We start from the raw sequence: 23,677 nt of genomic DNA, 5'->3' as shown, positions 1-23,677 counted from the left end.
TTTGTTCCTTTTACGGCTTCTTTTTTTGTATTCAGTAATTATTTGTTTCTTTGAATTCCTTAAAATCAGACCATAGGTTGAGATAAAGCGGGAAGCCTTATGATATAATTGATTTGTTTTTGAGGGGGCAGTTTATGAAAATTTTACTTTATTTTGAAGGTCAGAATGTTATCGGAAGATCTGGGATTGGTCGAGCGCTCAGTCATCAAAAAAGAGCGTTGGCATCTGCTGGGATCGAATATACCCTAGATCCTAATGCGACTGATTATGATATCTTACATATTAATACGTATGGTTTGAAAAGCTATCACTTAGCGCGAAAAGCCAAAAAAATGGGTAAAAAGGTGATTTACCATGCGCATTCGACTGAAGAGGATTTTCGGAATTCATTTGTCGGTTCTAACCAACTCGCTCCGCTAGTAAAAAAATGGCTCGTGGGCTTGTATGGAATGGCAGATCACCTGATCACTCCTACACCGTATTCAAAAAAATTATTACGTAATTATGGCTTGAGGCAGCCTATCGCAGCCATTTCAAATGGGATTGATTTAAAAAGATATTACCCTGATGAATATAAAGAAGCCGCCTTTCGCAAACATTTTCATTTAAGCGAAACGCAAAAGGTCGTTATCTGTGTCGGTCTATTTTTCGAACGTAAAGGAATCAAAGACTTCGTTGAGATCGCCCAAAAAATGCCTGAATATACGTTTATCTGGTTTGGTGCTGTTCCCATGCTTTCGATTCCGGCGAATATCCGCCGCATCGTTAAAAAAGATCATCCAGCCAATGTGTTGTTCCCTGGCTATATCAATGGCGATTTGATTGAAGGAGCCTATTCTGGTGCAGATCTCTTTTTCTTTCCTTCTTACGAAGAAACGGAAGGAATCGTGGTTCTCGAAGCGTTGGCCAGTCAGCAGCAAGTCCTATTGAGGAATATTCCAGTCTATCAAGGATGGATGCAGGATCAGCAGAATTGTTATATGGGTAATAACAATCAGGAATTCGAAGAGTTGATTCGTCAGTTAGTCAATCATCGGCTGCCTAATTTAACTTTAGCTGGTTTTAAAACCGCGCAAGCTAAAAGTATTACGGAAATTGGGCAAGAATTGAAGACGGTTTATCAGGCAGTCTTGCAATTACCTTACGATCATCAAATATATTCAAAGGTCACAAAATAGTTTGGAGGTTTTGACGTGCGGATCGGTTTTTTTACAGACACTTATTTTCCCCAAGTCAGCGGGGTAGCTACTTCAATTAAAACGTTAAAAGAACAGTTAGAAAGCCAAGGACATGAAGTTTATATTTTTACTACGACTGATCCTGAAGCAGAGGATTTTGAAAAAGATATCGTACGGATGCCGAGTGTTCCCTTCGTCTCTTTTACGGATCGTAGGATCGTGGTAAGAGGGATTTGGTTCGCTTACCAAATCGCGAAAGAATTAGATTTAGAAATTATTCATACCCATACCGAATTTGGTGCTGGATTTTTAGGGAAAATGGTCGCCAATCGTTTACGTATTCCGGTCGTTCATACGTACCACACTATGTATGAGGATTATTTGCATTATATCGCTAACGGGAAAGTCGTTCGGCCTACCCATGTAAAACACTTTATTAAAATGTTCGTCAATCACTCTACAGGGGTTGTCTGTCCTAGCCAACGAGTGGTGGATACGTTAAAACGCTATGAAGTGGATGTCCCTATGAAGATTATTCCGACAGGCATCGAAGTTGGGCGCTTTATCCGGCCAGATATTACTTCTGTCGAAACCGAAGCCTTACGTGAAAAATTAGGCATTAAAAATGGAGAATTGATGATTTTATCGCTGAGTCGAATCTCTTATGAAAAAAACATTCACGTTATCGTTGAGCAATTCCCGGAAGTTCTGATGAGCTTTCCTAACGCGCGGCTAGTGATCGTCGGTAAAGGACCTTATCGTGATGAGTTAGAAGAATTAGTGGAGCAATTAGGGGTTCAAAAGTATGTTCAATTTACTGGTGAAGTACCCCATGAGGATGTTGCTTGTTATTACCATGCGGCAGATTATTTTGTTAGCGCCTCGACTTCTGAGACACAAGGGTTAACCTACGCTGAAGCGATTGCTTCTGGCACCCAATGTGTGGTAGAAGGAAATGACTACTTGAACCAATTAATCGATCATGAAACATTAGGTGCTACTTTTGAGCAGGATGAAGATTTTAGTGATACATTGATTCATTATATTCAACAGCAGATTAAGATGGACCCGGCGATTCAGGCTAAAAAACTGATCGAGATCTCCGCCGAACGTTTTGGCTCTGAAATTTTTACCTTCTATCAAGAATTGATCCATTACTATGGAGAAAATCATGATGAAGAACGATTGCCGAAGCGAACGGTTCGGAAAATGCGGGTTCGGATTGCTTCATTAAAAAATAGCGAGGATAAGTAAAGGCGAAATCCATCTCTTGATGTATACTGGAGATGGATTTATTCTTTTATGTGGAGGTTAGTGGAATGAAAATCGGATTTATCGGAACAGGCGTGATGGGAAAATCCATCGTTAAACATTTTTTAGCAGCAGGACATGAAGTGGCCGTTTATAATCGGACGAAAAGCAAAACGGATGAATTAGTTAAACAAGGCGCAGTTTGGCAGGACACTCCTGGAGAAGTTACTGCAGTCAGTGAGATTATTTTTTCAATGGTGGGCTACCCTAGCGATGTAGAAGAAATTTATTATGGTGCAAAGGGAATTTTTTCAGTTGAAAGTAATAATAAAATTTTTGTTGATTTAACGACATCTACACCGACTTTAGCGGGAAAAATTTATCAGACAGCCCAAGAACGGGGAGCGGCAGCATTAGATGCACCGGTATCAGGTGGCGATCTTGGTGCGCAAAATGCGACTTTAACAATTATGGTCGGTGGTGATCAAGCGACCTATGATCAGGTTGTACCACTATTTGAGATCATGGGTAAAAGTTATTCGTTGCAAGGTACAGCTGGAGCAGGGCAACATACAAAGATGGCCAATCAAATTATGATCGCGGGAACTATGACTGGAATGACCGAAATGTTGGTCTACGCGAAAGCGGCGAATTTAGAGATGGAGAAAGTTCTAGCGACATTAGGCGGTGGAGCAGCCCAAAACTGGTCGATGGCGAACTATGCGCCACGGATCCTAAAAGAAGATTACAGCGCTGGTTTCTTCGTTAAGCATTTTATTAAAGACTTAAAAATCGCTTTAGATGAAGCAGAAAAAATGCAGTTAGATTTGCCTGCAACAAAATTAGCGACGGAGCTTTATGAGCGTTTAGCCGATAAAGGATTTGAAAATGACGGGACTCAAGCTTTGATCAAACTATGGTGGTCGTAATCTTAAGTTAGATTTAGCGAAAAATTCATAAATTAATTGATGAAAATCAATGCAAGATACGATTGGATTTGATACAATAAGACAGAATTGAGAAGAAGGGGGGCATCTAGATGAAACATTCACAATTAGTTGCCATTATTAAACGCTTAGAAGCTATGACTGAATCAACTGATAATGAAGTACAATTACGTCGTTTTGAAAAAGAAGGCGTAGAGAAATGTACTGTAACTTATGATAATACGACAGAAACATTCGAATTAACCGAAAGCGACAGTAAACAATCTTATCAATTTGATAACATTGATATCGTTGCTATGGAAATTTATGACTTGATTCAATAAAACGGGGAAACCCGTTTTTTTTGTTGTTTGATTTTTTCGTAAAGGCTTTCAGCTTATTTTTAATTATAAATTCATGAGGAATTCCTTTTTTTTGCCAAAACCAAGGCCATATCTTTTGAAATTATCTTCCTTTAGTCAGAAGATATCATATGGGAGGCAATGTTATGTTAGATAAAGAAGTTTATAATCAATTATTTAAACCGTCTTTTTCTCAGAAAACAGAAGTTACTTTTTGGGATGGTTCGGTAAAAGAATACGGGAGTTCTGAAGGAGAAACGGTCTTTAAAATTATTTTCAATGAGAAGATTCCGGTAAAGGAATTAATCAATAATGCTTCCTTAGCATTAGGTGAAGCATACATGGAAAAGAAGATCGAAATCGAAGGTAATCTGCAAGCGTTGATTTACGACGTTTACAATCAGGCAAATGGTTTTTTCCATAATACGAATTTTAAAAAATGGCTGCCAAAAGAAAAGCATACAAAAAAACAGTCCGCTCACGATATTCATAGCCACTATGATTTAGGCAATGATTTTTATGAGCTGTGGTTGGATCGGACACTAACTTATTCTTGCGCTTATTTTGAAACACCAGAGGATAGCTTAGAGCAAGCGCAAATCAATAAAGTGCATCACATTTTGGATAAATTATTTATCCAGCCTGGAGAAACATTATTAGATATTGGTTGTGGTTGGGGAACGCTGATTTTTACTGCTGCGAAGGAATACAAAGTAAAAGCTAAAGGGATTACTTTGAGCGAAGAGCAGTACCAGCATATCCAAGCAATTATCAAAGAAGAGCAGCTAGAAGATAGCGTCTCAGTTGAATTGCTGGATTATCGTGATTTGAATGGAAGCTTTGACCATATCACTAGTGTTGGGATGTTCGAGCATGTTGGCGGAGAGAATCTGCAAGAATATTTCAAAGTAGTGGAAAATCATTTAGCACCGAATGGGACCGCGCTGATTCATGGAATCAGTCGCCAACAAGGTGGGGCAACGAATGCCTGGATCAACCAATACATTTTCCCAGGGGGCTATATTCCCGGTGTGACAGAACTCGTTGGGCATATCACTGAAAATAATCTGCAATTGATCGATCTAGAAAGTTTGCGCCGTGATTATCAATTGACTTTGGAACATTGGACACAAAATTTCCATCAAGTCGCTGAACAAGTGATGGAACAAAAGGATGAAGCCTTTTACCGAATGTGGGATTTGTACTTACAAGCCTGTGCCGCTTCATTCCAAGCTAGTAATATTGATGTCATTCAGTATTTACTGGTTCATCCAAATAATAATAACGTTCCAATGCATCGGAATGTTTAAATTAAAAAAGAAGAGTTAGCTGTATTCCAACAGCTAACTCTTCTTTTTTTGAGAAAGCTGGGATATCGCTCAATAAAGCTAAAAATTTCTATCAATATACTTTGATTACCAAAGTATTATAATAAATGACAATTGATTGATCTTTTGCGTCAATCATTAATTTTTAATTAATTGAAAAAATCTTGTTGCATTCAGAAAAAAAATAAGATATAGTTTGAACATCAAATGATTTGATAATCAAACTAATTAGGTGATGACATGGAAAGAAACTGGGAAGAACTGAATACCTATTTAGTTTCAATTTTCAACGACGTCTTGTCGATTGAAGAAAACGAACTAAAGAAATCGCAATTTAGTGATTTGACGATTACTGAGATGCACACCATCGACGCGATCGGGATGTATAAGAAGAAAACCACCACTGAAGTCGCTAGAGAATTATTGGTGACAGTCGGTACACTTACAACCTCGATCAATCGTTTAGTGAAAAAAGGCTACGTTGAACGAATCCGTAGTGAAGATGATCGCCGGGTAGTGAAGTTGGGCTTGACTAAAAAGGGCAGACTCGTATTTCGGATTCATCAGCATTTTCATCATGAGATGGTAAAACGTGCCATTAAGGATTTGGATACGGATGAGCAGGAAGTATTCCTAAAAGCGTTAGTCAATCTATTTAGTTATTTAGAGGAGATAAAATGATGAGCTTCGGAAAAATTCGTGCGACAGCCCGTTATCTACCTGAAAAAATTGTCACTAATGACGACTTAGCTGAATGGATGGACACCTCAGATGAATGGATTCAATCACGTACAGGAATCAGACAACGCCATATAGCAGAGGCTGAAAATACTTCTGATTTGTGTTACAAAGTGGCGGAAAAGTTGATTGCCAAAACCGAAATTGATCCGTTGAGTTTAGACTTTATTATTGTGGCTACGATGTCACCGGATTACACCTCGCCTTCAGTTGCTTGTCAGGTGCAAGGTCAGCTGGGCGCGAACAACGCGATGGCTTTTGATGTAGCAGCGGCTTGTGCAGGATTTGTCTATGCGTTAGCGACTGCGGAGAATTTTATGCGTGGCGGGATGCAGCGAGGAATCGTCATCGGCGGCGAGAAAACATCGAAGCTTTTAGACTGGCAGGATCGGTCTTCAGCCGTTCTTTTCGGCGACGGAGCCGCAGGTGTTTTATTGGAAGCTAGTGAAGAAGCTTCTATTATAAAGCAAATGCTGCGAGCAGACGGGGAACGAGCAAATGCGTTGACTGCTGGTTTTCGGCTGAACAGTAATGTTTTCCATGATGGTCCTGAAATTAGTACAGCTTTAGCCATGGATGGCCGTGGAATTTGGAATTTCGCTTTAAATGACGTGACTAAAAGTTTGAAAGAATTTATCGGTGAAGAATCTGCAGATTATTATTTACTGCATCAAGCCAATAAACGAATCATTGAGAAAATCGCTCGCAAAATGAAAGAACCGATTGAAAAATTTCCGATGAATTTAATGAACTACGGGAATACTTCAGCGGCGAGTATTCCGATTTTATTGGATGAGCTCGTTGAAGCAGGGGTTCTAAGCTTAAACAGCAATCAAAAAGTGGTATTGACAGGCTACGGCGGCGGATTGGCATGGGGCAACCTATTGATCCAGCTGTAAGTTTGTTAAAAATATAAAACTAAAACTTAAAATTATCGGAGGAAACAACTTATGACATTCGAAAAAATTCAAGACATCATCGTGGAAGAACTAGGAGTAGAGAAAGACGAAGTGAAATTGGAAACGAACATCCAAGAAGACTTAGAAGCAGATAGCTTAGATTTATTCCAAATCATCAACGAAATCGAAGACGAATTTGACGTGAAGATCGAAACAGAAGACGGCATCAAAACAGTAAAAGATTTAGTTGAATACGTTGAAAAACAACAAAACGCTTAATTAATAAAATTTCGGGAAAAGGCTAGGCGTAAGGCCTGGCCTTTCCTGCTATTAGGAGACGATCATGAAAACAGCATTCTTGTTCAGCGGGCAAGGCGCGCAATATGTCGGAATGGGTAAAGAGTTATATCAACAAGAAAAAAGCGTAAAGGAAACTTTCGAAGAGGCTAGTGATCTTTTAGGCTTCTCGATGGAGGAATTGTGCTTTGAAGAGAACGATCAGCTAAATGAAACTAAGTATACACAGCCAGCGATCTTGACAGTCAGCACCGCCTTTTTACGCGTATTGAAGGAAAAAGGTTTTCAAGCAGATGCTGTTGCAGGCTTAAGCTTAGGGGAGTATACGGCCTTAGTTGCCTCAGGCGCATTAACTTTTAGCGACGCTGTTCAGTTAGTTCATCAACGGGGACAATTTATGAGTGAGGCAGCCCCGACTGGTAGCGGGAAAATGGTAGCGGTCATGAATACAGACGCTGAAGTGATTGAAGCGTGTTGCCGTGAAGCCTCGGCTTTAGGAATTGTTTCGCCAGCAAACTATAATACTCCGCAACAGATCGTGATTGGCGGCGAAGTCGCCGCAGTCGAAAAGGCGGAAGAATTATTGCAAGCGGCGGGAACAAAACGGATGATCCCGCTAAATGTCAGCGGTCCATTCCACACGGCATTGTTGGAACCAGCCAGCAAGCGATTAAACGAAGTCTTGCAGACAATTTCTTTTAAAGAAATGGAGCTTCCAGTCATTTCAAACACTACCGCAAAAATGATGCCGCAAGCAGAAATCGTTTCGTTGCTGACGAAGCAAGTGATGTCGCCAGTGCGCTTTAGTGATAGTGTCATGACCTTGAAAGAGCTTGGTGTGACGCAATTGGTTGAGATTGGTCCAGGGAAAACATTAACGGGCTTTATCAAAAAAATTGACCGTAGCTTAGCTACTAGTCGAGTGGAAGACGCCAAAACCTTGGCTGAGACGATTGACTTTTTAACTGAATGATTGATCCGAATGATGAGATGAACAACCGAATGAATTAGGAGGTCCGAATGGAACTAACAAATAAAACTGTCTTTATTACCGGCAGCAGTCGCGGAATCGGCTGGGGCATCGCGAAAGCTTTCGCCAAAGCCGGCGCAAATATCGTTTTGAATGGTCGGAAAGAGATTCCAGCAGAAAAAATTGCTGAGATCGAAGCCTTTGGGGTAAAATGTACGACTATTTGCGGCGACATCAGTTCTTTTGAAGACGCAGGGAAAATGATCAAAGACTGTGAAACCAATTTAGGGACGATCGATGTCTTGATCAACAATGCGGGGATCACAAAAGACCAGCTACTTTTACGAATGAAGCCGGAAGATTTTGACGCGGTATTAGACATCAACTTGAAGGGGACATTTAACATGACCCAACAAGTCTTGAAACAAATGATGAAAAAACGTGCGGGCGTCATTATCAATCTTTCCAGCGTTGTCGGCTTGATCGGCAATGTTGGTCAAAGCAACTATGCCGCCAGTAAGGCCGGTGTGATTGGTTTTACTAAAGCGGTCGCTAGAGAAGTCGCGCCCCGTGGGATCACGTGCAACGCGATCGCTCCAGGATTTATCAAAACAGATATGACAGATGAATTAAATGATAAAGTCAAAGAACAAATGGAAGGTCAAATTCCGCTGAAGTGCTTCGGCAGTGTGGAAGACGTGGCAAATGCCGCGTTGTTCTTAGCGCAAAACAGCTACATCACCGGTCAAGTCTTGAACGTTGATGGCGGAATGGTCATGTAAAGAAAGGACGGAAGAAAATGAATCGTGTCGTAATTACAGGCTTTGGTGTTGCCTCACCAATTGGTAATGATGAAGAAACATTTTTAAAGAATTTAAAAGCAGGAAATCATGGTTTTGGACCAATCACACGCTTTGATGCTAGTGAAACTGGCATTACTTTAGCTGGTGAAGTCAAAGAATTTCCTTTAGAAAAATATTTTGTTAAAAAAGATACGAAACGGATGGAAACATACTCACTGTATGCAATCTATTCAGCGCTTGAAGCGTTAGAAATGAGCGGGATTAACACGGAAGAAGAAGATATGGAACGTTTCGGCGTGATGATCGGTTCTGGTGTTGGAGGCTTAGGAACGATTCAAGACCAAGTCATCAAAATGGATGCTAAAGGACCGGGTCGTGTTTCACCAATGTTCGTCCCACTTGCTATCGTGAATATGGCGGCTGGAAATGTCGCGCTACGAATTGGAGCAAAGGGAATTTGTACGAGTACCGTAACGGCTTGTGCCAGTGGAACGCATTCTATCGGTGAAGCCTTCCGTAATATTAAACACGGTTATTCCGATGTGATTATTGCCGGCGGGGCAGAGTCTTGTATCAATAAAATTGGGATTTCTGGCTTTGCGGCTTTAACGGCTTTAAGCACTTCAGAAGATCCGACACGCGCGTCAATTCCTTTTGATAAAGAGCGTGATGGCTTTGTAATGGGTGAAGGCGCTGGTGTTTTAGTGCTTGAATCGTTAGAACATGCCCAAAAACGCGGCGCGACTATTTTAGGCGAGATCGTTGGTTATGGCGCAACTTGTGATGCTTACCATATGACGGCACCGTCACCAGACGGCGAAGGCGCGGCTCGGGCAATCACAGAAGCAGTCAAAGAAGCGGGCATTGAACCAGCAGAAGTCAATTACGTGAACGCTCATGGTACGAGTACCCAAGCTAATGACAAAGCAGAAAGTAAAGCAATTGAAGCGGCTTTGACAGAAAATGCTTATGTCAGCAGTACAAAATCATTGACCGGACATTTATTAGGCGGAGCCGGCGGTGTGGAAGCCGTAGCATCACTGATGGCCTTGCAACATCAATTTATTCCACCAACTGCAAATATCCAAGAAGTCGATCCAGAAGTCAAAGCCAATGTTGTGATCAATGAAGCTAAAGAAACAGCTGTCAATTACGCAGTAAGCAATTCTCTAGGCTTTGGCGGACACAACGCTGTGATCTGCTTGAAACGCTGGGAGGCATAAGCATGGAAATCAATGAAGTCAAAGAACTGCTGAATCAGTTTAACGATTCAAACTTAACCGAGTTTGATTTGCGAGAAGGCAGCTTTGAATTGTATATGAATAAAAATCAAACGAGTCGTCAAACAGTGGCACCTGCACAACCGGAGCCGGTCGCTGAGACAGCGGCACCAGTTCCAGCGACTAACACAGAGGAAGAAAGTGCGCCAACTGTTAAAAACACTGGCGAAGGTCAAGTGATTACATCACCGATCGTTGGAATCGTCTATTTACAGCCCTCACCAGAGCAACCAGCCTTTAAATCGGTGGGTGAGACGGTAAAACAAGGTGAGACGGTTTGTATCATTGAAGCAATGAAATTATTGAATGAGATCACCAGTGAATTCGATGGAACGATCACTGAAATCTTGGTTGAAAACGAAGATGTAGTTGAATACGGACAGCCTTTGTTCCGTATTAATTAATTCAGATTGGAGCAAATAAGATATGTTAACGATTGAAGAAATTAAAGAAATCATCCCACATCGCTATCCGATGTTATTGATTGATCGTGTAGAAGAATTAGAAGCAGGAAAAAGCATCAAAGCGAAGAAAAATGTTTCCGTCAATGAACCCTTTTTCCAAGGACATTTTCCTCATGAACCAGTAATGCCGGGTGTATTAATTGTTGAAGCGATGGCCCAAGCCGGTGCGGTCGCATTATTATCAATGGAAGATTTTAAAGGGAAAACAGCTTACTTTGGCGGGATCGATAAAGCGAAGTTCCGTAAGAAAGTAGTGCCTGGCGACACTTTAATCTTAGAAGTTGAATTAACAAAAGTCCGTTCTTCAGCTGGCTGCGGCAAAGGCATCGCCTATGTCGATGGTAAAAAAGTAGCCGAAGCAGAACTGACTTTCATGATTGGATAGATGCCGATGTTTTCAAAAATTTTGATCGCCAACCGTGGCGAGATCGCTGTCCGAATTATCCGTGCCTGTCGTGAATTAGGAATTCAGACAGTAGCGGTTTATTCTGAAGCGGATAAAGAAGCGTTACATACGGAAATGGCTGATGAAGCAATTTGTATCGGCCCTGCCCGTTCCAGTGAATCTTATTTGAATATGCAAGAGATTTTAAGTGCTGCGATCGTGACCAATGCCGAAGCGATCCATCCAGGCTTTGGGTTCTTGTCCGAAAATAGTTTATTTGCGACGATGTGCGCCGAGTGCAATATTAAATTTATCGGGCCTAGTGAAAAAACCATCGACGCGATGGGAAATAAAATCCACGCTCGTCAATTAATGCAAAAAGCCGGCGTCCCAGTGATTCCCGGCAGCGACGGCGCGATCGCCACATTGGCAGAAGCCGAAGCGTTAGCTGAAAAAATCGGTTATCCGGTGATGCTGAAAGCGGCAGCAGGCGGTGGCGGAAAAGGGATTCGAAAAGTTCCGACTAAAAGCGAACTGGAAAAGAATTTCTTGTCTGCAAAATCCGAAGCCAAAGCGGCCTTTGGTGACGACGCGATGTATATGGAAAAAATTATTTATCCAGCACGTCATATCGAGGTCCAAATTTTAGGTGATCAACAAGGCGACGTGATCCATTTAGGAGAACGGGATTGTTCATTGCAACGGAACAATCAAAAAGTCTTGGAAGAAGCACCCTCGGTAGTCATTGGCGAAGAAACTCGTAAAATGCTAGGAGATATCGCCGTCAAAGCGGGAAAAGCCGTCAATTATGAAAGCGCCGGAACGATTGAATTTCTAAGAGACGAAGACGGAAGTTTTTATTTTATGGAAATGAATACGCGGATTCAAGTCGAACATCCGATTACGGAAATGGTAACTGGAATCGATATTGTCAAAAAACAAATCAAGATCGCGGCTGGTGAACCATTGGGCTTGAAGCAGTCCGATGTGAAATTCCAGGGCCATTCTATTGAGTGCCGCATCAACGCGGAGAATCCGGCCTTCAATTTTGCGCCGTCTCCCGGCAAGATCAAAACTTTATTGTTGCCAAGCGGCGGGTTAGGTCTGCGAGTAGATAGCGCGATGTACAGTGGGGTGACAATCCCGCCGTATTATGATTCAATGATTGCAAAGATCATCGTTCATGGTGAAGACCGTTTTGATGCGTTGATGAAGATGCAGCGGGCATTAGGGGAATTCGTTTCAGACGGAGTGATCACCAACGTTGAGTTTCAAATGGATTTAATCAGTCATCCAAGTGTCTTGTTTGGTGATTATGATACCAGCTTTTTACAAAAAACATTTTTACCTGAGTGGCAACAAAGCGAGTAGGAGGAATTTAGGTGGGACTTTTTAATAAGAAAAAAAACTACATTCGGATCAATCCTAACCGCGACAGTGCGCCGACAACGAAGCCAACTGTACCAGACGATATGTGGGCGAAGTGCCCGAATTGTAAACGAACATTGTACAAAAAAGAAATGGGCGCTGAAAAAGTTTGCCCGCATTGCGGCTACAGCTTTCGGATCAGTGCTTGGGAACGATTGGCGCTAACGATTGATGAAAAAAGCTTGATTGATTGGAACAACGATTTACCTCAGAAAAATCCCATTGATTTTCCGGATTATTTAACGAAGATCGAAAAGACTCGTGAGACAACCGGTTTGGATGAGGCGGTTCTGACAGGAAAAGCCACGATCAATGGTGAAACTGTTGCCATCGGTGTGATGGATGCCAACTTTATTATGGGAAGTATGGGAACCGTCGTAGGGGAGAAAATTACTCGTCTATTTGAACAAGCTGTCAGCGAAAAATTACCAGTTGTACTGTTTACTGCTTCTGGTGGTGCTCGGATGCAAGAAGGGATCTTTTCTTTGATGCAGATGGCAAAAATCTCTGCGGCTGTGAAACGGCACAGCAATGCTGGGCTTTTATACATCACGGTCCTAACTGACCCAACGACTGGTGGGGTAACAGCCAGCTTCGCGATGGAAGGGGATATTATTCTAGCTGAACCGCAAACCTTAGTCGGTTTTGCTGGACGTCGGGTTATTGAACAGACGATTCGTCAACAATTACCAGATGATTTCCAAAAAGCGGAATTTTTATTGCAGCACGGATTTATTGATCAAATCGTTCCTCGTTTAGAACTGCGGGAACGTTTAACGCAATTATTAGCACTTCATCAACAGAAAGGCTGGGGTGAGAAATGAGTCTGACTGCTGGAGAAATTGTAAAATTAGCTCGACACCAAGAGCGCTTAACCAGCCTTGATTATTTCGAAAAAATCTTTACTGATTTTCAGGAATTTCACGGGGATCGTTCGTTTGGCGATGATCCTGCAATCGTTGGCGGGATCGCCAAGCTGGCGGGAAACCCAGTTACGGTCGTCGGCATCCAAAAAGGCGCAAACCTGAAAGAAAATATGGATCGCAATTTTGGTCAACCGAATCCCGAAGGCTATCGCAAGGCATTACGCTTAATGAAGCAGGCGGAGAAATTCAATCGTCCGGTGATTTGTTTTGTGAACACGCCCGGTGCTTTTTGTGGGGTTGAAGCCGAAGAACGGGGAGAAGGCGAAGCGATTGCACGTAATTTGATGGAAATGTCGGATTTAAGCGTACCAATCATTTCGATTGTGACTGGTGAAGGTGGCAGTGGTGGAGCATTAGCTTTAGCTGTTGCTGACGAAGTTTGGATGATGGAATACAGTATTTATGCGATTTTATCGCCAGAAGGCTTTGCCTCGATCCTTTGGAAGGATGGAAAGCGAGCTGATGAAGCAGCCGAGCTGATGAAAATCACCGCTGCTGAATTATTGGAGCTTGATGTGATCGATCGAGTGATTCCCGAAACGCTAAAAGGAAAAAAACTTAGCGAAGACAAAATCATTCGCATGATGCAAAAGGCTTTAATTGAAAAGCTGACCGAGTTAGCTAGCTATTCAAAAGAAGAATTAATCGAGAAACGTTACCAACGTTTCCGTAAATTTTAAGCGACGGCAGAAGCCGCCGCTTTTTTTATGCGTCAAAATGAATATAAATCTAACAGAGGCCATTTTTTTGCGATAATTTAAATAAATATTCATTTATATCTAGAAATTATGAAATAATATGCTATACTATTTTCAATATAGTAAACGGAGGTATGTAAATGAAAAAGATGATGAAGGTTGTTTTAGCGGGAGTAATTTTATTGTCATTAGCGGCATGCGGCAGCAAAGAAAAAGCGGATAAATTGGATACGATTAAAGAAAAAGGTGTCATTAAGGTCGCCACGTCCCCGGATTATGCGCCTTTTGGTTTTCATACGACGATTGACGGGAAAGACAAGATTGTCGGGGCAGATATAGAAATGGTTGAAGTAATCGCCAAAAAAATGGATGTCAAAGTGGATTGGGTCGATATGAGTTTTAATGCAGTTTTGGCGGCGGCCAAAGAAGGTAAAGCTGATATTGCCGTCTCAGCGATATCGGTAACTAGTGAGCGGGAAAAGAGCTTTGATTTCACGACAGATTATTATACCTCTCCACAAGTAATCGTGATTAATAAACAAAATGCTGACAAACTAAACTCAATCGAAAGTTTTGCGGGGAAACAAGTTGGGGCGCAAAAAGGAACAATTCAAGAAAATATCGTAAAACAGCAAATGAAAGATGCAAAATTAGTCTCAATCGAAAAGCTGCCAAATATTTTTCTTGAAGTTAAAAATGGTTCGCTAGATGGACTAGTTGTAGAAAAAACCGTAGCTGATGCGTATGTGAATCAAAATCCAGAGCTGATGATTGCTGAAATCCCATTAAAAAGTATGAAGGAAGACTCTTTGTGCATTGCAGTGCCAAAAGGAAACGAGAAATTGGTGAAGGAGCTAGATAAACATATCAAAGAAATGAAGGCGGATGGAACGATCGACAAAATGGTAGAAGAAAACAATCAGTTAGCGCAAAAAGGCGGAGAATAAAAATATTTATTCATTCAATCGTTGCATATATACACTAAAAATCAATTAATTTCACTATGTATCGATATTTATACACTTTTTACTTGTTTTATGAAAATTTCATGCTATAATAAATTCATTGAAATAAGCTTTCAAAAATAGTGACCTACATTAGGAGGAACCAGGATGAAAAAGATTACCGGCATAGTTATGACATTATTAGCATTATTTACTTTAGCAGCATGTGGTGGAGGCAGCGATAAGACTGCGGATTCCTCATCAAATGCAAAATCAGAAGACCAATTAGCAGCAATCAAAAAAGCGGGCGTCTTAAAAGTCGCTACTTCAGCTGACTACGCACCATTTGAATTCCATACAATGGTAGATGGCAAAGATAAAATTGTTGGGGCAGATATTGACTTAGTCAATGCGATCGCCAAAGAACTAGGCGTGAAAGCGGAAGTTTCTGATATGAGTTTTAATACGGTCTTGGCTTCATTAAAAGAAGGTAAATCAGATATCGCGATTTCAGCCATCTCAGCAACGAAGGAACGGAAAGAACAATTTAACTTCACAGATAACTACTATAACCCACCACAAGTTTTGATCATCAACAAAAAAAATCAAGACAAGTTTACGAGTGTTGATGCATTGAAAGATAAAAATGTCGGCGCCCAAAAAGGCTCGATTCAAGAAGACATCGTCAAGACACAGCTTAAAGATTCAAAACTTGTTTCAATCGAAAAAGTACCGAACATGGTGATTGAAGTAAACAGCGGATCATTAGACGCAATGGTTGTTGAAAAAACAATCGCTGAGTCTTACGTAGAACAAAATCCAGATTTGATGATCGCTAACATTGATTTAAAAGCCTCTGATGATGAAGCTTTTGCAATTGCATTACCAAAAAGTAGCGATCAATTCCAAACTGAATTAAATAAAATTATCAAAAAATTAAGTGACGAAGGCAAGATTGATGAATTTGTAAAACAAAACCATGAACTAGCCGAAAAATCAGCGAAAGAATAGAGGGTATCTGTTTTGGATTTTTCATTTTTAAATAAATACTTATCTTATTTCATTTCCGGCGCGGGAATTACTGTGGGTATCTCGCTAGTAACAGTCTGTTTAGGGACACTGATCGGCTTAGCGATGGCTTTGTTAAAATTATCAAAACATAAACCTTTAAATTGGTTAGCAAATATTTACATCGAAGTGCTACGTGGCACTCCGATGTTATTACAAATTACAATCGGTTTTTTGATCTTACAAGGTTTCTTTCCTTCGAAGGATTTAGACGTCGGTGTTCTATCAGTTGGTGTCAATCGGTTGTTTCCTGGGATGATTATTTTATCATTAAACTCAGGAGCCTACGTGGCGGAGATCATTCGTGGCGGGATTACCGCCGTCAATTTTGGTCAAACGGAAGCGGCCCATTCTTTAGGGCTACGTCCAGCTCAAACAATGCGGTATGTGATTTTACCACAAGCGCTGAGAAATATTTTACCACCTTTAGGCAATGAATTTGTTACTTTGATCAAGGATTCTTCTTTACTAGCAACGATCGGAATCAATGAATTGATGGGTTCAGCTCAAATTGTTGTATCGAACTCTTATATTCCATTAGAACCTTTGATTGTGGCGGCGGGACTTTATTTTGTGATGACCTTCATCACCTCGCGTCTGCTGAACCTATGGGAGAAAAAACTTGGCAAAGGCTATCAACGATAAGCGTAGAGGTGAAAAATAATGACAGAAGCATTGATTCAAATTGAACATTTAAATAAAAAATTTGGTGACAACGAAGTATTGAAAGATATTTCAGCAGAAATTACACCAGGTGAAGTGGTCGTAATCATTGGCCCATCCGGTTCGGGTAAAAGTACCTTTTTACGTTGTGTCAATTTATTAGAGGTTCCAACCTCTGGGACGATTAAATTTGAAGGTACTGATATTACAGATAAGAAAAATGATATTTTTAAGACACGGGAAAAAATGGGAATGGTTTTCCAACAGTTCAATCTATTCCCTAATATGACAGTGTTAGACAATATTATGTTGTCACCAATAAAGGTTAAAGGCTTGGCGAAAGCAGAAGCAGAAATCATTGCCAAAGAACTATTGGAAAAAGTCGACTTATCAGAAAAAGCGGATGCTTATCCGCAATCGTTATCCGGCGGCCAGCAACAACGGATCGCAATCGCACGAGCATTAGCAATGCAGCCAGACGTAATGCTCTTTGATGAACCTACATCAGCACTCGATCCTGAAATGGTTGGGGACGTTCTAGAAGTTATGCAGCAGTTGGCCAAAGAAGGCATGACCATGATGATCGTGACTCATGAAATGGGTTTTGCCAAAGAAGTCGGCGACCGTGTGATCTTTATGGACGGTGGCGTGATCGTTGAAGAAGGTACTCCAGAAGAAGTCTTCGACCATACAAAAAATTCACGAACCATCGACTTTTTATCCAAAGTATTATAAAACCCTCAAGACTAGGCAAACAAAGCCTAGTCTTTTTTTGTCAGTTCTGCTTTTCGCAGTTTATTTTGAGTAAAAAGAACTAAACGAATACGAACTATATGTAGAGTTAACTGTTTAGCAGAATGATAGAGCGACAAAAATAAACATAAATTTCTTGAAAAAATTTATTTCCGTTTTGAGTCGTCTGCGAGTTCCACTTCGCGCTTTAGTGGGACTAGTGGAATCGTATGTCTACGAAGATGGAGAATTTTTTGTATATAAAAAATTCAACTTTATTTATGAGCTAGCTGTCAGTTCTGCTTTTCGAGTTTATTTTTAGTTAAAAGTATTAACGAGTAAAAAAACTATAGCTAGAATTAATTGTTTAGCAGAATGATAGAGCGACAAAAATAAGTGGGAATTGTTGCGAATCTAAAAAATCTGTTCTTCAAGGTAATTTTTCTTTGATAATAAGCTCAAATTTCTGTTTAATACTTAAAAAGTTCGAAGGTTCATAAAGTCTTTCTAAAACCTTTATAGTCAAATGTAGAGTTTTCTGAAAAATTGCGTTATAATCAGGTTTTGTAGATGTATAAAAAAAGTGATAGGAGTTGCCATGTTAGATAAATTCAAACCAACGTGGATGGTCGAAGCCATTTATCAAATTACCCCAGAACAATTGAAGGCTCATGGCTTTAAAGCTGTGTTGACAGATTTGGATAATACTTTGATTGCTTGGAACAATCCTAACGGGACCAAAGAGCTGATTGATTGGCTGAAAATGATGGATGACGCGGGAATTCCAGTTGTCGTTGTCTCAAATAATAAGGCGAGTCGAGTGGCCAAAGCGCTGGAAAGTTTTCAGTTGGACTTTGTTTCACGGGCGATGAAACCTTTTTCTGTAGGAATAAAAAATGCGCAACAGCAACTAGGTGTTTCAAAGGATGAGATCGTTATGATCGGTGACCAAGTCATGACGGATATCCGTGGTGCCAGTGCCGCTGGCATTCGCAGCATTCTGGTTCGTCCAATTCTTGACACGGATGGTTGGAATACGCGAATCAATCGTTTTTTTGAACGTCGTGTGATGCATATTTTATTACGCAATGACCCTGAGATGAAATGGAAGAGTGAATTATAAATGGAAGAAGAATTATATTGTATCGGCTGCGGTGCGAAGATTCAAACGGATCATCCCAATGAATTAGGCTATACTCCGCAATCCGCTTTAGAAAAAGGCTTGGAAAACGGCGAAGTGTATTGTCAACGTTGTTTCCGCCTGCGTCATTACAATGAGATTCAAGATGTCTCATTGACGGATGACGATTTTTTACGCTTGTTAAATGAATTAGGAAAAGCAGATGCGTTAATCGTAAATGTCGTGGATATTTTTGACTTTAACGGTTCGTTGATTCCCGGCTTGCATCGTTTTGTTGGTGACAATCCGGTCTTATTAGTCGGTAATAAAGTAGATCTATTGCCAAAATCGTTGAAACGCGGTCGCTTGACTCAATGGATGCGTGAACGTGCTCATGAGGAAGGCTTGCGGCCAGTGGATATTTTATTGACTAGCGCTCGCAAACCCCATGAAATGGAAGAGCTATTAGCGAAAATAGAGGAATATCGCGAAGGTCGCGATGTGTATGTAGTTGGGGTAACCAACGTTGGGAAATCCACGTTAATCAACCAAATCATTAAGCAAACGGCTGGCGTTCAAGATTTGATTACGACGTCGCAGTTTCCTGGAACAACTTTAGATAAGATCGAGATTCCATTAGATGATGGCCATTATCTATTTGATACACCAGGGATTATTCATCGCCATCAGATGGCGCATTATCTTGGTAAAAAAGATTTGAAGATCATCGCACCTCATAAAGAAATCAAGCCGAAAGTCTATCAGCTGAATGAAGGACAAACCTTGTTTTTAGGTGGCTTGGCTCGTTTTGATTTTATTCAAGGGGAACGGGCATCTTTTGTCGCTTATGTCTCCAATGATATCGAGCCACATCGGACGAAACTTGAAAAGGCTGATGCATTTTATGAGAAGCATGTGGGAGGCTTATTGCATCCGCCACGGCCTGATGAAGTCCCAGATTTTCCTGAATTGGTGCGTTTTGAATTTTCAATTAAAGAAAAAACTGATATCGTATTCGCCGGATTAGGCTGGGTGACGGTATCAAAACCGGCTGTTGTGGCTGGTTGGGCACCAAAGGGAGTCGATGTTTTGACTCGTAAGGCACTAGTTTAAGACATAAAAATACTAAGATCCAAATAAGGGGAATATAATGGAATTAAGAGGAAAACAAAAACGTTTCTTACGCAGTCAGGCACATCATTTACAACCGATTTTTCAAATCGGCAAGAATGGTCTGAATGAAGCGGTGATTGTTCAAATCAATGAAGCGTTAGAAAAAAGAGAATTAATCAAAGTCAATTTGCTGCAAAATACCGATGAAGTGGCTGATGAAGTGGCCCATGTTTTAGAAGCAAAAATCAATTGCGAAATTGTTCAGATCATTGGACGTGTATTGGTATTATACAAAGCATCAAGCAAAGAAAAGTATCAAAAAATCTCAAAAGAAGTTCAAGCAATTTAATGTTAAATACGTTCAAATACTAAGGAGGAATGACGGTTGTATTCAGATGTCTTAACGATTCCAAAGGTTGAACCGCTAACGGTTTCCACGATGGCAAAAAAACAAGTGGGCCTATTAGGCGGGAATTTTAATCCGATCCATCATGCGCATTTAATGATTGCGGAACAGGTGGGCCAAAAAATGGGATTTGATGAAGTACATTTGTTGCCGAGTTATTTACCGCCTCATGTGGATGAAAAGAAAACGATCGATAGTAAGCATCGATTAGCGATGGTGAAGCTGGCAGTTGAAGATAATTCTTTTTTATCGGTGGATACGAGAGAATTGGCACGTAAGGGAAAGAGTTACACCATCGATACGATGTTGGAAATGACCGCTGAAAATCCAGATACAGAATATTATTTCATTATCGGCGGCGATGAAGTGGCTTATTTACCGAAATGGCATCGCATCGATGAATTAATTCAGCTGGTGAATTTTGTCGGCGTGAAGCGGGCGGGGTTTACACCAGAAAGTCCTTATCCGATTATTTGGGTAGATGTTCCTGAGATTCAGCTTTCCTCGTCTTACATTCGTAAACAAGTAAAGCAAGGGTGTTCAATTCGTTATTTAGTCCCTGATCGGGTACGAGAATATATCGCGGAAGAAGGTTTATATCTTGATGAAGTATAGTGATGAGTATACGGCGATGGATCGTGAAGCTTTGATGCAGGCTGTTCAAATGCGAATGAGCGAACGACGCTTCAAGCATGTACTTGGAGTAGAAGAAACCGCGGTCGCTTTAGCTGAACGTTTCGGCGAGTCACCGGAAAAAGCTAGTGTCGCAGCTTTAACTCATGATTATGCCAAAGAACGTTCAGATGAAGAGTTTCAATTAGCCATCGATCAAGGAAATTTTGAAAATAAAACGGAATTATTAAAATATGGCAACGCCATTTGGCACGGACTTGTAGGTGCAGATTTCGTAGCGCGGGAGTTAAGTATTACTGATGAGGAAATCTTAAATGCAATTCGCCTGCATACGACTGGAGCGGCGGAGATGACGCTTTTAGATAAAATTATTTATGTGGCAGACTATATCGAGCCAGGTCGGAATTTTCCTAGTGTAGAAGATGCTCGTGTGATCGCTTTTAGTGATTTAGATCAAGCGGTGGCTTTTGAAACAAAACATACGCTAGCACATTTAGTTGAAGGTGAAAGTCCAATTTATCCTAAAACGATTGAAACCTATAATCGTTGGGTTGCAGGAATAAAGTAAAAAGTAAGTTGTACAATTATAAGGAGGAGAATTATCATAGATAGTAAAAAAATGTTAGAAATTGCAGTAAAAGCAGCTGATTCAAAACGGGCGGTGGATATTGTTGCCTTGGATGTTACACAAGTCTCTCTATTAGCCGATTATTTTATGATTTGTTCCGCTAATTCAGATCGTCAAATCAACGCAATCGTTGATGAGATCCTTGACAAGGAAGAAGAAGCGCAAGTAGAAGTAAAACGAGTAGAGGGAAAAGATGGCGGGAAATGGGTCTTGATCGACTTAGGCGATTTGATCGTTCACGTGTTCAGTCCTTCAGAACGAGAATTTTATAACTTAGAAAAACTATGGTCCGATGCACCACTAGAGAACATTGAGGCTTGGATCGACTAATGGCGTACGAAACATTTGCTTTTGTTTATGATGAAGTGATGGATGATTCGCTGTATCAGCAATGGTTAGACTTCTCACTGAAACATTTACCTCAAGGGACCAAGCAGATTTTAGAGTTGGCTTGTGGAACGGGTGCGTTAGCTGTTGAGTTTGCTAAGGCGGATTTTGAGGTAACGGGTCTAGATCTATCGGAGGAAATGCTGATGCTGGCTAGCGATCGGGCAATTCAAGAAGAGGTCTCGATCAACTGGATTGCCGGAGATATGCTGGATTTGACCGATATCGGTAACTATCAAGCTGTGACATGTTTCTCTGATTCTCTTTGCTATATGCAAGACGCAACGCAAGTTCAACAAGTTTTTAGCGGCGTATACCAGTTGTTGAAAGAAAAGGGCAGTTTTATTTTCGATGTCCATTCAACGTACCAAGTGGATGAAGTGTTTCCTAATTATAGCTTTCATGATCAGACAGAAGATTTTGCGTTTTTATGGGATAGTTATCCTGGTGAGGTTCCTCATAGCATTGAACATTTTTTAACCTTTTTCGTCAAAGAAACAGGAGAAAAATTTGAACGCTTCGATGAACTCCATCAAGAGCGGACCTATCCGCTGGAAATGTATCAAAACATGCTGACAGCAGTGGGCTTTAAAAAAGTTGAAGTCTTTGCGGACTTTACGGATGAACAACCAAACAAGACAAGCAAACGCTGGTTTTTTGTTTGTCAAAAATAGCCGAGAGCAATCTCGGCTTTTTTGCCCTTATAAATAAAGTATCAATTTTTTATATGGATAAATCGCTTTACAGCAGGTATATCCATGTCCGGCTTCACGAACCAGTTTTATCGGCAATGAGCTAGGTGAGTTCGCTAAAGCCTTTCTTATTGAAGACGGACTTTTTTGATTAAAGGAGGAATGGCTTTGCGAAGCTGCGGGATAGTCGTTGAATATAATCCGTTTCACAATGGGCATAAATATCACGCTCAAAAAGCGCGGGAACTAAGTGGTGCAGATGTAGTTGTAGCGGTGATGAGCGGGAATTTTTTACAGCGTGGAGAGCCGGCGATTACGGATAAATGGTCGCGGGCCGAAGCGGCATTGAAAAATGGTGTCGATCTTGTTGTGGAATTGCCTTTTGCTTGGGCCGTTCAATCAGCGGATTATTTCGCGAAGGGCAGCATCAAGCTGCTACAAGCGTTGAATTGCGACGCTCTATGTTTCGGGACGGACAATCAGGCGACGTTTGATTACACAGATTATGGCCGCTTTTTTATGGAAGAGCAAGCAGCGATCGATCAGTTATTTCATGAGTTGCCGGTTGGCTGGAGTTACCCGGAAAAAATGGCGGAGGCCGTGTCTCGGCTTTATCCTAAGGCGAAAGCTTTCCCACCAAATCATATTTTAGGGTTAAGTTATGCTAAGGAAAATGCCTTTTATGATCATCCGATGGAAATCTTCCCGTTGCCTCGCAAAGATCAAGGCTATCACGATGAGTCGTTGGTGGATAATCAGTTTGCTAGTGCTACCGGTATTCGGCAAGCGGTCTTAGCAGGCGATGAGGTGTCAGACTTTGTCCCTGTTGAAACACTACACGCATTGCAAAAAACACACATTGCTTGGTCCGATTTTTGGCCCTTTCTGCAGTATCAGCTGCGAGCTACTTCGTTGGAAGGGATGCAAGAGCTGTATCAAATGAATGAAGGCTTGGAGCATCGCTTGACCAGTCAAAAGGCGGCTAATTTTTCCGATTATTTGCAAGCAATCAGTACCAAACGTTATACGCAACCGCGGCTGCAACGCCTGCTTACCTATGTCTTGCTACAAGTTCGCGAAGCCGAAATAAAAGCCGAACAAGCAGATTCACTGCTGCACATTTTAGGTTTCACACAAAAAGGTCAAGCCTATCTAAACCAAAAGAAAAAGCAGTTTACACTGCCAGTTGCCGCGAAAATTGGTCAAAAGGAACGAGAACAACATTTCTTGACCTATCGTGCCGATCAAATTTATCAATTGATTTGTCCAGCTGAACAGACCAGCGGGCGATTTCCGATTCAAGTTTAAAAAAGACTTTCCAAAGCACAGGTGAGTCGTTATAATGAGAAAGTAAAAAA

28 protein-coding genes are annotated in these 23,677 nt (G+C 41.0%); all 28 read left to right on the top strand.

Annotated elements, in window-relative coordinates:
- Window positions 1–134 precede the first annotated feature (134 nt).
- Window positions 135–1,178, top strand: a complete 1,044-nt coding sequence (locus IGI54_RS08200; protein WP_430620417.1) for a glycosyltransferase — start codon at window positions 135–137, stop codon at window positions 1,176–1,178.
- 15 nt (window positions 1,179–1,193) lie between these two features.
- The gene (locus IGI54_RS08195) at window positions 1,194–2,432 is read left to right on the top strand and encodes a glycosyltransferase family 4 protein (RefSeq protein WP_379945685.1); all 1,239 of its coding nucleotides are present in this window, start codon (window positions 1,194–1,196) and stop codon (window positions 2,430–2,432) included.
- A gap of 32 nt (window positions 2,433–2,464) precedes the next feature.
- Window positions 2,465–3,358, top strand: coding sequence for an NAD(P)-dependent oxidoreductase (locus tag IGI54_RS08190; RefSeq protein WP_430620416.1), 894 nt, complete (start codon window positions 2,465–2,467; stop codon window positions 3,356–3,358).
- A gap of 110 nt (window positions 3,359–3,468) precedes the next feature.
- Window positions 3,469–3,699, top strand: a complete 231-nt coding sequence (locus IGI54_RS08185; RefSeq protein WP_010740403.1) for a YkuJ family protein — start codon at window positions 3,469–3,471, stop codon at window positions 3,697–3,699.
- 164 nt (window positions 3,700–3,863) lie between these two features.
- Window positions 3,864–5,027 (top strand): SAM-dependent methyltransferase, encoded by a 1,164-nt coding sequence (locus tag IGI54_RS08180; protein ID WP_216430636.1) that lies wholly within the window; start codon window positions 3,864–3,866, stop codon window positions 5,025–5,027.
- A 258-nt stretch (window positions 5,028–5,285) separates the two neighbouring features.
- The gene (gene fabT, locus IGI54_RS08175; RefSeq protein WP_071860951.1) at window positions 5,286–5,726 is read left to right on the top strand and encodes a fatty acid biosynthesis transcriptional regulator FabT; all 441 of its coding nucleotides are present in this window, start codon (window positions 5,286–5,288) and stop codon (window positions 5,724–5,726) included.
- Entirely contained in the window at window positions 5,723–6,682 is a 960-nt protein-coding gene (locus tag IGI54_RS08170; RefSeq protein ID WP_430620415.1) for a beta-ketoacyl-ACP synthase III, read from the top strand. Before fabT ends, IGI54_RS08170 begins: the two co-directional genes overlap by 4 nt.
- Before the next feature lie 51 nt (window positions 6,683–6,733).
- Window positions 6,734–6,961: an acyl carrier protein gene (locus IGI54_RS08165; RefSeq protein ID WP_071860953.1), complete on the top strand. Its 228-nt coding sequence runs from the start codon at window positions 6,734–6,736 to the stop codon at window positions 6,959–6,961.
- 64 nt (window positions 6,962–7,025) lie between these two features.
- Window positions 7,026–7,952, top strand: coding sequence for an ACP S-malonyltransferase (gene fabD, locus IGI54_RS08160; protein ID WP_430620414.1), 927 nt, complete (start codon window positions 7,026–7,028; stop codon window positions 7,950–7,952).
- Between the two features lie 47 nt (window positions 7,953–7,999).
- Window positions 8,000–8,731, top strand: a complete 732-nt coding sequence (fabG, locus tag IGI54_RS08155; protein ID WP_071860955.1) for a 3-oxoacyl-[acyl-carrier-protein] reductase — start codon at window positions 8,000–8,002, stop codon at window positions 8,729–8,731.
- 17 nt (window positions 8,732–8,748) lie between these two features.
- Window positions 8,749–9,975 (top strand): beta-ketoacyl-ACP synthase II, encoded by a 1,227-nt coding sequence (gene fabF, locus IGI54_RS08150; RefSeq protein ID WP_430620413.1) that lies wholly within the window; start codon window positions 8,749–8,751, stop codon window positions 9,973–9,975.
- Between the two features lie 2 nt (window positions 9,976–9,977).
- On the top strand, window positions 9,978–10,436 hold the full coding sequence (accB, locus tag IGI54_RS08145) for an acetyl-CoA carboxylase biotin carboxyl carrier protein (protein WP_430620412.1): 459 nt from the start codon (window positions 9,978–9,980) through the stop codon (window positions 10,434–10,436).
- Window positions 10,437–10,458: 22 nt separating this feature from the next.
- Window positions 10,459–10,881 carry a 3-hydroxyacyl-ACP dehydratase FabZ gene (fabZ, locus tag IGI54_RS08140; protein ID WP_071860958.1) on the top strand — a complete coding sequence of 141 codons (423 nt, stop codon included), beginning with the start codon at window positions 10,459–10,461 and terminating at the stop codon, window positions 10,879–10,881.
- A 6-nt stretch (window positions 10,882–10,887) separates the two neighbouring features.
- Window positions 10,888–12,252 (top strand): acetyl-CoA carboxylase biotin carboxylase subunit, encoded by a 1,365-nt coding sequence (locus tag IGI54_RS08135; RefSeq protein WP_430620411.1) that lies wholly within the window; start codon window positions 10,888–10,890, stop codon window positions 12,250–12,252.
- 11 nt (window positions 12,253–12,263) lie between these two features.
- Window positions 12,264–13,133, top strand: a complete 870-nt coding sequence (gene accD / locus IGI54_RS08130) for an acetyl-CoA carboxylase, carboxyltransferase subunit beta (RefSeq protein ID WP_071860959.1) — start codon at window positions 12,264–12,266, stop codon at window positions 13,131–13,133.
- The gene (locus IGI54_RS08125; protein ID WP_071860960.1) at window positions 13,130–13,915 is read left to right on the top strand and encodes an acetyl-CoA carboxylase carboxyl transferase subunit alpha; all 786 of its coding nucleotides are present in this window, start codon (window positions 13,130–13,132) and stop codon (window positions 13,913–13,915) included. Before accD ends, IGI54_RS08125 begins: the two co-directional genes overlap by 4 nt.
- A gap of 158 nt (window positions 13,916–14,073) precedes the next feature.
- Entirely contained in the window at window positions 14,074–14,880 is an 807-nt protein-coding gene (locus IGI54_RS08120) for a transporter substrate-binding domain-containing protein (protein ID WP_430620410.1), read from the top strand.
- 165 nt (window positions 14,881–15,045) lie between these two features.
- Window positions 15,046–15,888 (top strand): transporter substrate-binding domain-containing protein, encoded by an 843-nt coding sequence (locus IGI54_RS08115; RefSeq protein WP_430620409.1) that lies wholly within the window; start codon window positions 15,046–15,048, stop codon window positions 15,886–15,888.
- Window positions 15,889–15,900: 12 nt separating this feature from the next.
- A complete protein-coding gene (locus IGI54_RS08110; protein ID WP_071860963.1) occupies window positions 15,901–16,590 on the top strand; it encodes an amino acid ABC transporter permease in 690 nt (229 codons plus the stop codon).
- 18 nt (window positions 16,591–16,608) lie between these two features.
- Entirely contained in the window at window positions 16,609–17,343 is a 735-nt protein-coding gene (locus tag IGI54_RS08105; protein ID WP_430620408.1) for an amino acid ABC transporter ATP-binding protein, read from the top strand.
- A 595-nt stretch (window positions 17,344–17,938) separates the two neighbouring features.
- Complete coding sequence (locus IGI54_RS08100; protein WP_071860965.1) at window positions 17,939–18,463, top strand: YqeG family HAD IIIA-type phosphatase; 525 nt, start codon at window positions 17,939–17,941, stop codon at window positions 18,461–18,463.
- On the top strand, window positions 18,464–19,573 hold the full coding sequence (yqeH, locus tag IGI54_RS08095; RefSeq protein WP_430620407.1) for a ribosome biogenesis GTPase YqeH: 1,110 nt from the start codon (window positions 18,464–18,466) through the stop codon (window positions 19,571–19,573). It begins immediately after the preceding gene.
- 37 nt (window positions 19,574–19,610) lie between these two features.
- Complete coding sequence (gene yhbY / locus IGI54_RS08090; RefSeq protein WP_216430645.1) at window positions 19,611–19,922, top strand: ribosome assembly RNA-binding protein YhbY; 312 nt, start codon at window positions 19,611–19,613, stop codon at window positions 19,920–19,922.
- Window positions 19,923–20,012: 90 nt separating this feature from the next.
- Complete coding sequence (locus tag IGI54_RS08085; RefSeq protein ID WP_430621491.1) at window positions 20,013–20,594, top strand: nicotinate-nucleotide adenylyltransferase; 582 nt, start codon at window positions 20,013–20,015, stop codon at window positions 20,592–20,594.
- Entirely contained in the window at window positions 20,584–21,180 is a 597-nt protein-coding gene (gene yqeK, locus IGI54_RS08080; RefSeq protein ID WP_430621490.1) for a bis(5'-nucleosyl)-tetraphosphatase (symmetrical) YqeK, read from the top strand. Before IGI54_RS08085 ends, yqeK begins: the two co-directional genes overlap by 11 nt.
- A gap of 33 nt (window positions 21,181–21,213) precedes the next feature.
- Window positions 21,214–21,570 (top strand): ribosome silencing factor, encoded by a 357-nt coding sequence (gene rsfS, locus IGI54_RS08075; RefSeq protein WP_311900086.1) that lies wholly within the window; start codon window positions 21,214–21,216, stop codon window positions 21,568–21,570.
- Window positions 21,570–22,301, top strand: a complete 732-nt coding sequence (locus IGI54_RS08070; RefSeq protein WP_430620406.1) for a class I SAM-dependent DNA methyltransferase — start codon at window positions 21,570–21,572, stop codon at window positions 22,299–22,301. The genes rsfS and IGI54_RS08070 overlap by 1 nt, the downstream gene beginning before the upstream one ends.
- A 186-nt stretch (window positions 22,302–22,487) precedes the next feature.
- Window positions 22,488–23,627: a nucleotidyltransferase gene (locus IGI54_RS08065; protein WP_430621489.1), complete on the top strand. Its 1,140-nt coding sequence runs from the start codon at window positions 22,488–22,490 to the stop codon at window positions 23,625–23,627.
- The last annotated feature ends 50 nt before the right edge of the window (window positions 23,628–23,677 follow it).

The organism is Enterococcus sp. DIV0800 (assembly GCF_050559735.1).
Lineage (GTDB): Bacteria > Bacillota > Bacilli > Lactobacillales > Enterococcaceae > Enterococcus_A > Enterococcus_A devriesei.
Note: the sequence above shows the minus strand (reverse complement) of the source record. Positions and strands in the feature narration are given on the sequence as shown.